Origin of the sequence: Mycobacterium lentiflavum, assembly GCF_022374895.2 — a bacterium.
Taxonomy (GTDB): Bacteria; Actinomycetota; Actinomycetes; order Mycobacteriales; family Mycobacteriaceae; genus Mycobacterium; species Mycobacterium lentiflavum.
The window spans coordinates 5,002,200-5,016,932 of record NZ_CP092423.2 but is presented as its reverse complement, the minus strand read 5'-3'; the positions used below and the strand labels follow the sequence as shown (position 1 = coordinate 5,016,932).

The following is a 14,733-nucleotide window of genomic DNA, read 5'->3' as shown; positions in this document are numbered from 1 at the left end:
CTCGACTTCCGATGTAACCTCGCGCCATGCCTGACAGCGATGCGCGGCTGGCGGCCGACCTGTCGTTGGCGGTTATGCGGTTGGCGCGCCAACTGCGGTTCCGGAACCCGTCCGCTCCGGTGTCGCTTTCTCAGCTGTCGGCATTGACGACCCTGGCCAACGAGGGCGCGATGACGCCCGGCGCCTTGGCGATTCGCGAACGCGTCCGGCCCCCGTCGATGACCCGGGTGATCGCGTCCCTGGCCGACGAGGGCTTTGTGGACCGCACCCCTCACCCCGTCGACGGCCGGCAGGTCCTGGTCTCGGTCTCCGAGTCCGGCGCCGAATTGGTCAAAGCGGCCCGTCGCGCCCGCCAGGAGTGGCTGGCCGAGCAGCTTGCGACGATGGACAGCGACAAACGCGCCACCCTGCGCGAGGCGGCCGACTTGATGTTGGCGCTCGTCGACGAAAGCCCGTGAGCCCGCGCCTGGATGTCCAGGACGTCGACGATCCCGACGACCCGCGGCTCGACGATTTCCGCGACCTCAACAGCGTCGACCGGCGACCAGACCTGCCCACCGGCAAAGGTCTGGTGATCGCCGAGGGAGTGCTGGTCGTGCAACGCATGCTGGCGTCACGCTTCACCCCGCACGCGCTGCTGGGTACCGAGCGTCGGCTCGACGAACTCAAAGGCGACCTGCCCGGAGCCGGGGCGCCGTATTACCGTGCGTCCGCCGACGTCATGGCGCAGGTGGTCGGCTTCCACCTCAACCGGGGCGTACTGGCCGCGGCGCGACGGGTGCCCGAGCCGAGCGTGGCGCAGCTAGTCGAGGGCGCGCGGACGATCGCCGTGCTCGAAGGTGTCAACGATCACGAGAATCTGGGCTCCATCTTCCGCAACGCGGCGGGGCTGGGCGTGGACGCGGTGGTGTTCGGCAGCGGCTGCGCCGACCCGCTGTACCGCCGCGCCGTCCGGGTGTCGATGGGACATGCGCTACTGGTGCCGTATGCCCGCTCGGCGAACTGGCCCGCTGACCTCGGCACGCTGAAGGAAACCGGATTCCGGCTGCTGGCGATGACCCCGGACGCCGGGGCGTGCACCCTGGCCGATGCGATGGCGGCCGCCCGCGACGACCGGATCGCGGTGCTGGTCGGCGCCGAAGGCCCGGGCCTGACCCCGGCCACGCTGCGGATCAGCGACGTGCAGGTCCGCATCCCGATTTCGCGCGGCACCGACTCGCTCAACGTCGCGACCGCCGCGGCGTTGGCGTTCTACGAGCGGGTCGCCCGGTGACGATGCGGGCCGCGACGCGGCCGGAGGAGGAACCGGGCAATCAGGTTAGGCTCGGCGCGTGAGCGACAAACTCGGCCAGCCCGCCGCCCAGTCTGTGCCCTGGGCAACGGGTTTGACGGTCGCGGGGTATGTCGCCGCGGTGACCGGTGCCGCGATTGTGGTGCTCAGTCTCGGGCTGGTCCGGGTGCATCCGCTGCTGGCGGTCGGGCTCAACGTGGTGGCTGCCGGAGGGCTGGCGCCGACCCTGTGGGGGTGGCGGCGCACGCCGGTGTTGCGCTGGTTTGTGCTGGGCGCGGGAGCAGGCGTGACGATCGCGTGGCTGGTGCTGCTCGCGCTCACGCTGTCGTAGCTAGCGCTGCCCGCCCGAGCGCACGCCGAGCAGCACGTCTTCCCACGCTGGAATGACCGGCTTGCCACGGCGGCTGTGCACCGGCGGATCCGGTGTGGGTGCGACCGGCTCCGGCTCTTCGAATTCGACATGGGCCACCCGGGCCAGTGGGCGCAGCGGGCGCTCGAAGTCCGGGTCGATCAGCTCACTGGCCGCGTCGTCGACCGCGGTGACGGTGCCGCCGTGGGCGCCGGGCACGAAGAAGAAGTGCGCCAGGTTGTCGGAGCGACCGACCTTCCAGGCCAGCTGCACGGTCCAGCGGTTGTCCTCGTTGCGCCAGGCGTCCCAACTGAGTCCGCTGGGATCCAGGCCGCGGGCGACCATCGCGGCGCTGACGGTCTCCAGCAGGGTCATTACCGCGGGGCCATCGGCCAGCATCGGGTGCGCGGCGGTTGCCAGCTCGGCGGCGCGGTAGCGCTCCAGCAACACCGGGTGGGCGAACCGGCGAATCCGCGAGAGGTCTGAGCCCGAGGCCGCGGCCACCTGTTCGACGGAGGCACCGGCGCGGATCTTGGCCTGAATCTCCTTGGGGCTCAGCATGTTGGTGACCTCCATGTCGAGGTGCGGTTGCTCCGGCGGCGTCACTTCGCCGCGCAGCAGGTCGCGCAGTTGGTCGTCGGCCGCCAGCTTGAACCGCTCCCCAAGTCCATCACTTTCGCAGATGAGGTATTTGCTGTCGGCGTCGAGCCCAACTATTTTGAGTTCCCGCATGGCTTCTCCTCGCAGGCTTTGTGCAGGTCAGCTTCAATTTCTCCGGACCCGTCACTGTGCCGCACTCTAGTCCAGCTAACGCCCACAACCTGTGCTGACACGCTGGGCGGTTTGCGCGTCGATGGCCGGACGGGTGACGGGCGGTGACGGGCGGTATTGAACCGTCCGCCCCCGCGGCTGCCCGTTCCGGGCCGCATCGTCGCCGGACTAAAGCCGTTCGACGACCCAGTCGACGCACTGCGTCAGCGCGCTGACGTCATCGGGGTCGACCGCGGGGAACATGGCGATCCTGAGCTGGTTGCGGCCGAGTTTGCGGTAGGGCTCGGTGTCGACGATCCCGTTCGCCCGCAATGTCTTGGCGACCGCCGCGGCGTCGACGTCGTCGACGAAGTCGATCGTGCCCACCACCTGGGAGCGCAGCGCCGGGTCGGTGACGAACGGCGTGGTGTACGGCCGCTCCTGCGCCCACGAGTACAACCGCTGCGACGAATCCGCCGTGCGCTTGACCGCCCAGTCCAGTCCGCCGTTGCCCAGCATCCAGTCGAGCTGTTCGGCCATCAGCGCGAGCGTGCCGATCGCCGGGGTGTTGTAGGTCTGATCCTTCAGGCTGTTCTCGATTGCGATCGGCAGCGACAGGAAGTCCGGAACCCAACGACCGGCCCCGGCGATCGCCTCGACCCGGGCCAGCGCGGCCGGGCTCATGACGGCCAGCCACAGTCCGCCGTCGCTGGCGAAGTTCTTCTGCGGCGAGAAGTAATAGGCATCGGTGTCGGCGATGTCGACCGGGAGGCCGCCGGCCCCGGACGTCGCATCGATCGCGACGAGTGCGTCACCCGATCCGGCCGGACGCTTGATCGGGACCGCCACGCCGGTCGACGTCTCGTTGTGCGCCCACGCGATCAGGTCCACCGACGGGTCGGTCTGCGGCTCGGGTGCGCTGCCGGCCTCGGCCTTGATGACAATCGGATCCTCGACGAACGGGTTCTTGGCGACGCAGGAGGCGAACTTCGAGCTGAACTCGCCGTAGGTCAGGTGCAGCGAGCGCTTGTCGATCAGCCCGAACGCGGCCGAGTCCCAGAACGCGGTCGCGCCACCGTTGCCCAAAATGACCTCGTACCCGTCGGGCACGGAAAACAGCTCCGACACCCCCTTGCGCACCCGGCCCACCAGATTCTTGACCGGTGCCTGCCGGTGCGAGGTGCCGAACAGCGCGGCGGCGGTGGTGGTCACCGCCTGTAATTGTTCGGGTCGGACCTTGGAGGGGCCGCAGCCGAAGCGGCCGTCGCGGGGTTTGAGGTCAGCGGGGATCTGGAGCTGGTCAGCCATGCTCATCAGGGTAGTGAGCCGACCCGCGACGTCGCGGGGGCGGGCTGTTTGTGCTGCCCCGCGGAGGGCTACATACACAGCACAAAGCCCGGAAAGTGTGAGACATACCACACGAAGCCGGTGACCACCGGTCAGGCAACAGCGGTGTCGGGGCCCTAGTCAGTTCCCGGTACCTGCGGTACTGTCTAGACATACGACGTCCAAATGTAAACCTCGCTGGGGAGGGCTTGGATATGGCTAGGACACGAATGGTGCGGCGTTGGCGCAAGAAGATGGAAGTGCGCGACGACGCTGAGTACGTCAAGATGCTCGCCACACTGTCTGAGGGGTCGGTACGGCGAAACTTCAACCCGTACACCGACATCGACTGGGAGTCACCCGAGTTCGCCGTCACCGAGAACGACCCGCGGTGGATTCTGCCGGCGACCGACCCGTTGGGTCGCCACCCCTGGTATCAGGCCCAGTCGCAAGAGCGCCAGATCAAGATCGGCATGTGGCGCCAGGCGAACGTGGCGAAGGTGGGTCTGCACTTCGAGTCGATCCTGATCCGCGGCCTGATGAACTACACGTTCTGGGTGCCGAATGGATCCCCGGAATACCGGTACTGCTTGCACGAATCGGTCGAAGAGTGCAACCACACCATGATGTTCCAGGAGATGGTCAACCGCATCGGCGCCGACGTCCCGGGCATGCCGCGGATGCTGAAGTGGCTCTCACCGTTGGTTCCGCTGGTGGCCGGGCCGCTGCCGGTGGCGTTCTTCATCGGTGTGCTGGCCGGCGAGGAGCCCATCGATCACACGCAGAAAAACGTTCTGCGCGAGGGCAAGTCGCTGCATCCGATCATGGAACGGGTGATGGCGATTCACGTGGCCGAGGAAGCGCGGCACATCTCGTTCGCGCACGAATTTCTGCGGAAGCGGTTGCCGGAGCTGACCAAAAGGCAGCGGTTCTGGACGGCGCTGTACCTGCCGCTGACCATGAAGATGTTGTGCCGGGCAATTGTGGTGCCGCCTAAGTCTTTCTGGCGCGAGTTCGACATTCCGCGCGAGGTCAAAAAGGAACTGTTCTTCCGGTCGCCGGAATCGCGAAAGTGGCTGTCCGACATGTTCGGTGATGTGCGCATGCTGGCCTACGACACCGGCCTGATGGAGAACCGATCCGCCCGGCTGATGTGGCGGATCTGCAAGATCAACGGCAAGCCGTCGCGCTACCGCAGCGAGCCGCAGCGCCAGCACCTGTCCGCTGTCCCGGCCGCGTAACCACTGCGAGTTCCTTTATGCCGCACGTTATTACCCAGTCGTGCTGTAACGACGGGTCCTGTGTTTTCGCTTGCCCGGTGAACTGCATCCACCCGTCACCGGATGAGCCGGGATTCGCGACGACGGAGATGCTCTACATCGACCCGGTCGCCTGCGTGGACTGTGGCGCTTGTGTGAGTGCCTGTCCGGTGGGCGCGATCGCGCCCGACAACCGGCTGGAAGGCAAGCAGCTGCCTTTCGTCGAAATCAACGCGTCGTTCTACCCGGAGCGGCCGGCCGACGTGAAGCTGCCGCCGACATCGAAGCTGGCGCCGGTGATCCCGGCCGCGCAGGTGTGTGCCCGCCCCCGGCCGCTGACCGTGGCGATCGTCGGGTCCGGGCCGGCGGCGATGTATGCGGCCGACGAGCTGCTCACCCAGCCCGGGGTGCGGGTGAACGTCTTCGAGAAGCTGCCCACGCCTTACGGTTTGGTGCGTGCCGGGGTCGCTCCCGATCACCAGAACACCAAGAAGGTTACTGCGCTCTTCGACCGGGTCTCCCGGCATCGCCACTTCCGGTTTTATCTCAACGTCGAGGTCGGCCAGCACCTGAGCCACGCCGAGTTGCTGGCGCACCATCACGCCGTCCTCTACGCGGTCGGTGCGCCCGATGACCGACGGCTTGACATCGACGGCATGGGCCTGCCCGGCACCGGCACCGCCACCGAACTCGTCGCGTGGATCAACGGGCACCCCGACTTCACAGATCTCCCAGTCGATCTCAGCCACGAACGCGTGGTGATCGTCGGCAACGGCAATGTCGCCCTCGACGTCGCCCGCGTCCTCACGACCGACCCGGACGAGTTGGCCCGCACCGACATCTCCGACCGTGCACTCGAGGTGCTTCGCCATTCGGCGGTCCGCGAGATCGTCATCGCCGCCCGGCGTGGGCCCGCCCATTCCGCGTTCACGCTGCCCGAATTGATCGGCCTAACAGAGACTTCCGAGGTCGTCCTCGATCCCGAAGACCACCAGCTGGTCGAAGCCGACCTGGCGGCTGTGCCGGACACGTTGACCCGCAACAAGCTCGAGATCCTGAGCAAGCTCGGCGACGCGTCGGTTCCGCGCACCCGCCCGCGCATCCGGCTGACCTATCGACTCACGCCCGCCCGCGTGCTGGGCGAGCAGCGCGCCACCGGCGTCGAGTTCTCGGTCACCGGCACCGAAGACACCCACCGCATCGATGCGGGCCTGGTGTTGACGTCGATCGGCTACCGCGGCAAGCAGATTCGCGATCTTCCGTTCGACGAGTCGAGGTCGGTTATTCCGAACGACGGCGGTCGTGTCATCGACCCGGCGTGCGGCCAGCCGGTGACCGGGGCCTACGTAGCCGGGTGGATCAAGCGAGGACCGACGGGATTCATCGGCACCAACAAGTCATGTTCCGTCCAGACCGTCCAGTCGCTGGTCGCCGATTACAACGCGGGCACGCTGACCGACCCGGTGACCAAACCCGACGGGCTGGACCGGCTGGTGCACGCCCGCCAACCCGATGTCGTCGACTCCGCGGGATGGGCCGCCATCGATGCCGCCGAGATCGCCCGCGGCAGCGACGACGGCCGCCCGCGTAATAAGTTCACCGACGTCGCCGACATGCTGGCGGCCGCGGCGACTGCGCCACCGGCGCCGAAACGCCGGCTGCTGGCGCGGCTACTGGGCTAACCGCCCGCCATCGCCGCCTGGATGTCCTCCGGGCTGACCTCGCGCACCGGCTGTCCCATCGACCAGCGGTGACCGAACGGGTCCTCGACCACGCCATAGCGGTCGCCCCAGAACATGTCGTCGAGTGGGACCACCACCGTCGCGCCGGCGTCCAGCGCCCGTTGGAACTTGGCGTCGACGTCGGTGACGGTGAGATGGACGGTGACCGGGGTGCCGCCCAGCGAGGTGGGCGTCATGGACTTGCCGCCGCACGTCTCGGGAAAGTCGTCGTTGAGCATCACGGTGGAGCCGTTGATGCGCACCGCGGCGTTCACGATCTTGCCGTCCGGACGCGGTACGCGCCCCAGCTCTTCAGCGCCAAAAGCCTTGACGTAGAAGTCGATCGCCGCGGCGGAATCGCTTACTACTAGATGGGGGATTACTGCGGGTTCGATGTTGATCGCCATGGGGGTCTCCTTGCTGTCGTGTCGCGCGCCGGCCCCGGGGTGGAGACTGGCTCACGGTTATTGACTGCGCCCGCGACGCAAAATCATCGCGGCGAAGACCATTCAATCGCCGGGCACCGACAAGTTGGTTACGCGTGCGTGAGAACCCGGTCCCAGCCCTCGACGGCTTCCGGGCTGCGCGGGCCCGGTCCCACATAGATGGCCGATGGGCGCACCAGCTTGCCGAGCCGCTTCTGCTCGAGAATGTGCGCACACCAGCCCGCGGTGCGACCGCAGGTGAACATCGCCGGCATCATGTTGGCCGGCACTTGGGCGAAGTCCAGGATGACCGCGGCCCAGAACTCGACATTGGTCTCGATCGCCCGGTCCGGACGCCGCTCGCGCAGCTCGGCCAGGGCGGCCTGCTCCAGCGCGACCGCGACCTCGTGGCGCGGCGCTTTGAGTCGCTCGGCGGTGGCGCGCAGTACTCGCGCCCGCGGATCTTCCGCGCGGTAAACACGGTGCCCGAATCCCATCAGCTTGTCGCCGCTGTCCAGGATCTTCTTGACCAGGCCACGCGCATCGCCGGTGCGCTCGACCTCTTCGAGCATCGGCAGCACCCGCGCCGGCGCGCCACCGTGCAGCGGACCGCTCATCGCCCCGATCGCCCCCGACAACGCCGCGGCGACGTCGGCGCCGGTGGACGCGATCACGCGCGCGGTGAACGTCGAGGCGTTCATGCCGTGCTCGGCGGCCGACACCCAATACGCGTCGATGGCCTCGACGTGCCGCGGGTCGGGCTCGCCCTGCCAGCGGGTCATGAAACGTGCTGTGACGGTTGGGCATTCATCGATCACTCGCTGCGGCACCGCCGGCTGGTAGATTCCGCGCGCGGACTGAGCGACGTAGGACAGTGCCATTACCGACGCCCGGGCCAGCTGGTCGCGGGCGATGTTCTCATCGGTGTCGAGCAGCGGCTTATAGCCCCAGATCGGCGCCAGCATCGCCAGGCCCGCCTGAACGTCGACGCGCACATCGCCGGTGTGGATCGGCAACGGGAACGGCTCGGCGGGCGGCAAACCGTGGCCGAACCTACCGTCGACCAGAAGAGCCCAGACATCGCCGAATGTCACCTGCTGATTCACCAGATCTTGGATGTTGACGCCGCGGTAGCGCAGCGCGCCGCCGTCTTTATCCGGTTCGGCGATCTCGGTGGTGAAGGCCACGACGCCCTCGAGACCGGGGACAAAATTTTCCGGGACCACAGACATAGGAAAATTCTTGCACCTCGGCCTTCTGCCGACGCTACCGGCCGGTAGCTACCGCCGGTAAATTGGTCCGATGGCCGGACCAGACCCCTCACCTGACCGAGATCACCTGCAGCGGATGCGCGTGGAATACGGGTCGGCGGAGCGCGACGGCAGCTCCGACCTCGACGCTTCCTGGCTCGACGACGGATGGCTTGCGCTACTGCGGGCGTGGATCCACGACGCCGAACGTTTCGGGGTCTCCGAGCCCAACGCGATGGTGCTGGCGACGGTCGCGGACGGCAAGCCGATGAGTCGCTCGGTGCTGTGCAAGAGCGTCGATGAGGCCGGCATCACCTTCTTCACCAACTACGACTCGGCCAAGGGCGTCGAGCTGGCCGAGACGCCGCATGCGTCGGCGACCTTTCCCTGGTACCTGCTGGGGCGCCAAGTTCACGTCCGCGGCGCGGTGACCAAGGTCGACCCGCAGGACACCGAGGACTACTGGTCCAAGCGGCCGCGCGGTTCACAGCTGGGCGCGTGGGCGTCGCAGCAGTCGCAGCCGATCGCATCCCGGGCGGCGCTGCTCGATCAGCTCACCGAGGTGACCGCTCGCTTCGCCGATTCCGAGAGTGTTCCGGTGCCGCCGAACTGGGGTGGATACCTGATCGCGCCCGAGGTGGTGGAGTTCTGGCAGGGCCGCGAAAACCGGCTGCATAACCGCATTCGGATCGCCGGCGGTCGCGTGGAACGCCTGCAGCCCTGATCACATACGGCCCTCGGCTGTGAGGCTTGACACCGCACGATAAGGCGCGGTTCACCTCGAGGAAAGCCCCGAGGTCAGCAGAGCAGACCCCGGGCAGGCGCGTCGTCGCGATAACGACTACCTTCAGCTGTACGCACCTAGCCAAGGCGCAGCCATACCAGCCAGAGCGCAAAGGGGTTCTCGTGGCCGAAACCGACGACACCGCAACTCTGAAGTACCCAGGCGGTGAGATCGACCTGCAGATCGTCAAAGCCACTGAAGGCGCCGACGGTATTGCTCTTGGCCCGCTGTTGTCCAAGACCGGCTACACCACGTTCGACAACGGCTTCGTCAACACGTCCGCGTGCAAGAGCTCGATCACGTACATCGATGGCGACGCGGGCATCTTGCGTTACCGCGGTTACCCGATCGATCAGCTCGCCGAGAAGTCGAGCTTCCTCGAGGTCTCCTACTTGCTGATCTACGGCGAGCTGCCCACCAGCGACCAGCTGGCCGACTTCACCCAACGAATCCAGCTGCATACGATGTTGCACGAGGACCTCAAGCGGTTCTTCGACGGCTTCCCGCGCAATGCTCACCCGATGCCGGTGTTGTCCAGCGCCGTCAACGCGCTGTCGGCGTACTACCCCGACTCGCTGGACCCGATGGACACCGAGGACGTCGAGCTGTCGACGATCCGGTTGCTGGCCAAGCTGCCGACGATCGCCGCCTATGCCTACAAGAAGTCGGTCGGACAGCCGTTCCTCTACCCGGACAACTCGATGTCGCTGGTGGAGAACTTTCTGCGGATGACGTTCGGGCTGCCCGCCGAGCCGTACCAGGCCGACCCCGAAGTGGTGCGCGCGCTGGACATGCTGCTGATCCTGCACGCCGACCACGAGCAGAACTGCTCGACGTCGACGGTTCGGCTGGTGGGGTCCTCGCAGGCCAACCTGTTCACCTCGATCTCCGGTGGCATCAACGCGCTGTGGGGGCCGCTGCACGGCGGTGCCAACCAGGCCGTGCTCGAGATGCTTCAGCAGATCCGCGAGAGCGGCGATGACGTGGGCGAGTTCGTCCGCAAGGTGAAGAACCGCGAAGAGGGCGTCAAGCTGATGGGCTTCGGCCACCGGGTCTACAAGAACTACGACCCGCGCGCCCGGATCGTCAAGGAGCAGGCCGACAAGATCCTTGCCAAGCTGGGCGGCGACCCGCTGCTGGACATCGCCAAGCAGCTCGAAGAGGCTGCGCTGACCGATGACTACTTCATCGAGCGCAAGTTGTACCCCAACGTCGACTTCTACACCGGGCTGATCTACCGGGCACTCGGCTTCCCGGTCCGGATGTTCACCGTGCTGTTCGCGCTCGGCCGGCTACCCGGCTGGATCGCGCACTGGCGCGAGATGCACGACGAGGGCGACAGCAAGATCGGCCGTCCGCGCCAGATCTACACCGGCTACACCGAGCGCGACTACGCCGGAATCGACACGCGCTAAGAGGTCCGCGGCATCGAGGCCAGTACTGCCATTGCGGCGTTGTGCCCGCCGATGCCGGATACGGCGCCGCCGCGGCGAGCACCCGAGCCGCACAGCATGATTCGTTCGTGGGCGGTCGCTACCCCCCATTGACGGGCCGGGATGTCGAGCGCTTCGTCGTCGTCCGCGAACGGCCAGGACAGGGCGCCGTGAAAGATGTTGCCCGCCGTCATCGCCAGCGTGTGCTGCAGGTCCAGTGTGGTCGTCGTCTCGATGCAGGCCCGGCCCTGCGCGTCGCTCATCAGCACGTCCTGGATCGGTTCGGCCAGAACGGAATTCAGCGACGCCAGCACCGACTCCGTCAGCTGCTCGCGGGAGAAGGTGTCCATCAACGGGTGCGGTGTGTGCAAGCCGAATACGGTCATCGTCTGAGTCCCCGACTCGCGCAGCCCGGCCGACAGGATGCTCGGGTCCGTCAGCGAATGGCAGTACGCCTCACACGGCAACGGATCCGGAAGCTGGCCGGCGGCCGCGCGTGCGTAGGCGGTATCCAGTTGGCTCCACGTCTCGTTGACGTGAAACGTGCCGGCGAACGCCTGTTCGGCGGTGACGCTGTCGTCGCGTAGCCGGGGCAACCGCCGCAGCACCATGTTCACCTTCACCTGCGACCCCGGTGCCACCGGTGCCGGCGGCTCACCGAGCAGCTCGGCCAGCACCGTCGGGGTGACGCCGGCCAGAATGAACCGGCCTCGAACCCGGCGCTCTTCGCCGTCCTGGCGGTAGCGGACCTGGCCGTCCGGCTCCACACCGTAAACCTCTGCGCCGGTAACTATTTCGGCGCCATGACGGACAGCCGCGGCGGCCAGGGCGTCCGTCAGAGCACCCATCCCGCCGATCGGGACGTCCCAGTCCCCGCCGAGCACGTGATACAGAAAGCAGATGTTCGCCGACGGATCGTCGAGACGCGCGAACGTGCCGATCAACGCGTCGGTGGCGATCACGCCGCGGACCAGGTCGTCGCGCACCGCGTCGGCGATCGCGCAGCCGATCGGCTCGTCGACGATCGACCGCCATGCCGCGTCGGCCGCCGGATCGCCGTCGCAGACGAGGTGGCGGGCCTGCGCGCGGGTGCGCAGCGGTTCGGTCAGCGTCGGCCACAGCGGCTCGGTCACCAGGCGCGCGCGCCGGTAGAAATCAGCGAAACCGTGCGCGTCGTCGGCGGCGCCGACCGCGCGGAACGACTCCTGGGACCCGACCAGCAGCCCGCGACGCCCGCCCGTCGCCGGCTGGGGTGTGTACGACGAGAATTGCCGCCGGGCCAGCCGTACTTCGGCGCCCAGGTCCGCGACGATGCGCGGTGGCAACAGGCTGACCAAATACGAGTACCGCGACACCCGGACGTCGACGCCGTCGAAGGCCTGCGCCGACACCGCGGCCCCGCCGATGTGCCCCAACCGCTCCAGCAACCGCACCCGGAGACCCGCTCGGGCCAGGTAGCCGGCTGCCACCAGGCCGTTGTGGCCCCCGCCCACGACGACGGCGTCGCAATCCGGGTCGGAATCCGGGTCGCAATCCGGCGCGTCACCGAGGGACATGGCTAGCCCAGGTAGCCCTCGACTTGGTCGCCGGGGCGCACCGCGGCCTCACGCGGATCACCACCGGTTTCGCGTAGCGCGCGCCGCTGACGCAGCAGGTCCCAGCACTGGTCGAGTTCGACCTCGACCCGCCGGAGCCGTTCATGCTCCTCGGACTCGCTGATGTCGCGGTGCTGCAGCTGCGCCCTCAGGTTTTTCTCCTCGGCGACCAGGTTGCGAATGTGCGCCAGGGTCTCGCTGTCGGTCGGTTTACTGCCCATTGCTCTAGTGTGCCCGACGCATCGGGTGACAACGGGCGCGGTCGGGAGGCTGCAATATCGCCCGCGAGACGAACGCGTCAGGGTCCGGAATCGAGCAGGGGCGCCGGGCCGATTCCACGAACAGCGCGACGGTTAACTCGGGGCGGGCAGCCTCAGCAGCAGCCGCGCACCGCCCAGCGGGCTGTCTTCCAGCGACGCGGTCCCGCCGTGCAAATGGGCCTGCTGGGCCACCAGGGCCAACCCGAGACCGGAGCCCGAGTGCGAGGCCGTCGACCCCCGTGAGAAGCGCTCGAACACCACTTGGCGCTCGCCTTCGGGCACGCCACTGCCGTTGTCGTCGACGGCGATGTCCACTCCGGCGCGCGAGCTGACGGCCGACAGCTGGACCCGGGTGGCGCCGCCGTGTTTGACGGCGTTGGCGATCGCGTTGTCGACCGCGAGGCGCAACCCGGCCGGCATCCCGACGATGATGCAGGTGGGCGAGGGCACCAACGAGACATCCAGGTCGGGGAAGACCCTTGTCGCGTCGTGGGCGGCGCGGTCCAGCAGTTCGGTGATGTCGACCGGCACGTGGTCGTCGGAGGTGGACAGTTCACCCTGCGCCAACCGCTCCAGCGCGGTCAGCGTCGCCTCGATGCGGGATTGGGTCCGGATGACGTCGCCGAGCACCTCGTTGCGCTGGTCGTCGGGCAGATCGAGGGTCGAGAGCACCTCGAGGTTGGTGCGCATCGCCGTCAGGGGAGTGCGGAGTTCGTGGGAGGACACCGCAGCGAAATCGCGCGCCGACGAGAGTGCCTCCTTGGTTCGGTTCTGTTCGTCCCAAATGCGTTGCAGCATCCCGCGCATGGCTTCGGCGATCTCGACGGCCTCGGTGGCGCCGTGCACTTCGACCCGGGGTGCCTCGTCGCCCGCATCGATCAATCGGGTCTGCTGTGCAAGCTGTTTGAACGGGCGCACCGCGAAAGAGGCCAGCAGCCAAGCGAACACCGTCGACGCGAAGATGGCAAAGCCGCAGATGAGCAGAACCCTGCGGTGCAGATTGTTGGTCTCGGCGAGGGTGGCGTCATACGTCGCGCCGACGGCCAGCGAGGTGGGCTCCGGCCCCGGGATCTCCACCGTGCGAACCCGGTAGCGCACGCCGTCCACGTACGTATCGGCATAGTCGACGTCCAGCCTGGGCAGCGTCACGTCGGAATTCGACTTCACCAGGCTGCCGCGCCGGATCGTCATGATCGCGTCACGATCGTTGGGCGAGCGCGGAATCTCGTCCAGGCCGCGTGGCAGGAACGGGATCGCGAAACCGGCGGCCTCGTCGAGCCGACGGTCCAGCCGCTCCTTGCGGTCGTTGGTGATACCGACCCAGACGACCGCGCCGACGATGAGCACCGGAATCGCGGCGCCGATCGCTGTCGCGAGCACCACCCGGGTCCGCAACGAGGGTGTACGGGCCAAGATCCGCGACAGGAAATTCATGGCTGTGCTGCCGACCGCGTCGTTACTGCATCCGCAGCACGAACCCAACGCCACGGACGGTGTGCAGCAACCTGGGGCCACCGTTGGCTTCCAGCTTGCGGCGCAGGTAGCCGATGAAGACGTCGACGACGTTGGTGTCGGCGGCGAAGTCATAACCCCACACCAGCTCCAACAGCTGCGCGCGGGACAGCACGGCGGTCTTGTGCTCGGCCAGCACCGCCAGCAGGTCGAACTCGCGCTTGGTCAGATCGACGTCGACGCCGTTGACCCGGGCCCGGCGGCCGGGGATGTCCACTTCCAGCGGTCCCACCGTGATGGTTTCCGACGAGGTCGATGCGACCGCACCGCGGCGGCGTAGCAGCGCCTTGACCCGGGCGACCAGCTCGGCCAGCACGAATGGTTTGACGAGGTAGTCGTCGGCGCCTGCCTCCAGGCCGGCCACGCGGTCGTCGACCGAGCTGCGCGCCGACAGCACGCAGACCGGGACGTCGTTGTCCATGGCCCGCAGGGCGGTGACGACGCTGACGCCGTCCAGCACCGGCATGTTGATGTCGAGCACGATCGCGTCGGGCCGAGTTTCGGTGGCGCTGCGCAGGGCCTCGGCCCCGTCGACGGCGGTGGACACTTCGAAGCCGGAAAGCCGCAGGCCGCGTTCCAGCGAGGCAAGCACATCGGAGTCGTCGTCGACGACTAAGACGCGAGGTGAGCTGACGCCAGAGTCCATGCCGCCCATCTTGCCGGATTGTTGCAGTGGAGGGGTCATCGGGGAGTGACCCGGTACCCAAATGGTTACGTTTTCGAGTCTTCGCCGCGACTGGCAATCGGTACCGCCGTGTCATGATCGAATCCGGTGGCA

15 protein-coding genes are annotated in these 14,733 nt (G+C 67.5%); 7 read left to right on the top strand and 8 right to left on the bottom strand.

Annotated features, from left to right (window positions below; genetic code table 11):
• The first annotated feature begins 26 nt into the window (after window positions 1-26).
• From MJO58_RS23255 to MJO58_RS23245, 3 genes are read left to right on the top strand one after another with little or no spacing between them, the layout of a single operon-like run.
• Window positions 27-458, top strand: a complete 432-nt coding sequence (locus MJO58_RS23255; protein ID WP_090606326.1) for an Rv0880 family HTH-type transcriptional regulator — start codon at window positions 27-29, stop codon at window positions 456-458.
• The gene (locus tag MJO58_RS23250) at window positions 455-1,273 is read left to right on the top strand and encodes a TrmH family RNA methyltransferase (protein WP_239721131.1); all 819 of its coding nucleotides are present in this window, start codon (window positions 455-457) and stop codon (window positions 1,271-1,273) included. The genes MJO58_RS23255 and MJO58_RS23250 overlap by 4 nt, the downstream gene beginning before the upstream one ends.
• A gap of 58 nt (window positions 1,274-1,331) precedes the next feature.
• Window positions 1,332-1,622, top strand: a complete 291-nt coding sequence (locus tag MJO58_RS23245; RefSeq protein ID WP_239721129.1) for a DUF2537 domain-containing protein — start codon at window positions 1,332-1,334, stop codon at window positions 1,620-1,622.
• Here MJO58_RS23245 and sepH read toward each other — a convergent pair whose 3' ends face one another.
• Entirely contained in the window at window positions 1,623-2,372 is a 750-nt protein-coding gene (gene sepH, locus MJO58_RS23240) for a septation protein SepH (protein ID WP_239721128.1), read from the bottom strand. It lies immediately after the preceding gene.
• 207 nt (window positions 2,373-2,579) lie between these two features.
• On the bottom strand, window positions 2,580-3,704 hold the full coding sequence (gene serC, locus MJO58_RS23235; RefSeq protein ID WP_434086266.1) for a phosphoserine transaminase: 1,125 nt from the start codon (window positions 3,702-3,704) through the stop codon (window positions 2,580-2,582).
• A 227-nt stretch (window positions 3,705-3,931) separates the two neighbouring features.
• Between serC and MJO58_RS23230 the strand changes: the two genes are divergently transcribed.
• Together MJO58_RS23230 and MJO58_RS23225 are read left to right on the top strand one after the other, a co-directional pair.
• Window positions 3,932-4,957: an AurF N-oxygenase family protein gene (locus MJO58_RS23230; protein ID WP_090606311.1), complete on the top strand. Its 1,026-nt coding sequence runs from the start codon at window positions 3,932-3,934 to the stop codon at window positions 4,955-4,957.
• A 17-nt stretch (window positions 4,958-4,974) separates the two neighbouring features.
• Window positions 4,975-6,657, top strand: a complete 1,683-nt coding sequence (locus MJO58_RS23225; protein WP_239721125.1) for an FAD-dependent oxidoreductase — start codon at window positions 4,975-4,977, stop codon at window positions 6,655-6,657.
• Here MJO58_RS23225 and MJO58_RS23220 read toward each other — a convergent pair.
• Both MJO58_RS23220 and MJO58_RS23215 read right to left on the bottom strand, forming a co-directional pair.
• Entirely contained in the window at window positions 6,654-7,103 is a 450-nt protein-coding gene (locus MJO58_RS23220) for a VOC family protein (RefSeq protein WP_090606306.1), read from the bottom strand. The two genes, MJO58_RS23225 and MJO58_RS23220, sit on opposite strands and share 4 nt — an antisense overlap.
• A gap of 128 nt (window positions 7,104-7,231) precedes the next feature.
• Window positions 7,232-8,353 carry a citrate synthase 2 gene (locus tag MJO58_RS23215; RefSeq protein WP_090606304.1) on the bottom strand — a complete coding sequence of 374 codons (1,122 nt, stop codon included), beginning with the start codon at window positions 8,351-8,353 and terminating at the stop codon, window positions 7,232-7,234.
• Between the two features lie 115 nt (window positions 8,354-8,468).
• On the opposite strand from MJO58_RS23215, the gene pdxH reads away from it, so the two are divergent.
• Window positions 8,469-9,095: a pyridoxamine 5'-phosphate oxidase gene (gene pdxH, locus MJO58_RS23210; protein ID WP_239723419.1), complete on the top strand. Its 627-nt coding sequence runs from the start codon at window positions 8,469-8,471 to the stop codon at window positions 9,093-9,095.
• Window positions 9,096-9,277: 182 nt separating this feature from the next.
• On the top strand, window positions 9,278-10,570 hold the full coding sequence (locus MJO58_RS23205; protein WP_090606301.1) for a citrate synthase: 1,293 nt from the start codon (window positions 9,278-9,280) through the stop codon (window positions 10,568-10,570).
• Here the strand turns inward: MJO58_RS23205 and MJO58_RS23200 are convergent.
• From MJO58_RS23200 to prrA, 4 genes are all read right to left on the bottom strand, one after another.
• Window positions 10,567-12,144, bottom strand: a complete 1,578-nt coding sequence (locus tag MJO58_RS23200) for a phytoene desaturase family protein (protein WP_239721124.1) — start codon at window positions 12,142-12,144, stop codon at window positions 10,567-10,569. The two genes, MJO58_RS23205 and MJO58_RS23200, sit on opposite strands and share 4 nt — an antisense overlap.
• Before the next feature lie 2 nt (window positions 12,145-12,146).
• Window positions 12,147-12,404: a DUF2630 family protein gene (locus tag MJO58_RS23195; protein ID WP_239721123.1), complete on the bottom strand. Its 258-nt coding sequence runs from the start codon at window positions 12,402-12,404 to the stop codon at window positions 12,147-12,149.
• 132 nt (window positions 12,405-12,536) lie between these two features.
• The gene (locus MJO58_RS23190; RefSeq protein WP_090606293.1) at window positions 12,537-13,877 is read right to left on the bottom strand and encodes a sensor histidine kinase; all 1,341 of its coding nucleotides are present in this window, start codon (window positions 13,875-13,877) and stop codon (window positions 12,537-12,539) included.
• Window positions 13,878-13,899: 22 nt separating this feature from the next.
• Window positions 13,900-14,610, bottom strand: coding sequence for a two-component system response regulator PrrA (gene prrA / locus MJO58_RS23185; RefSeq protein ID WP_090609587.1), 711 nt, complete (start codon window positions 14,608-14,610; stop codon window positions 13,900-13,902).
• Window positions 14,611-14,733 lie beyond the last annotated feature (123 nt).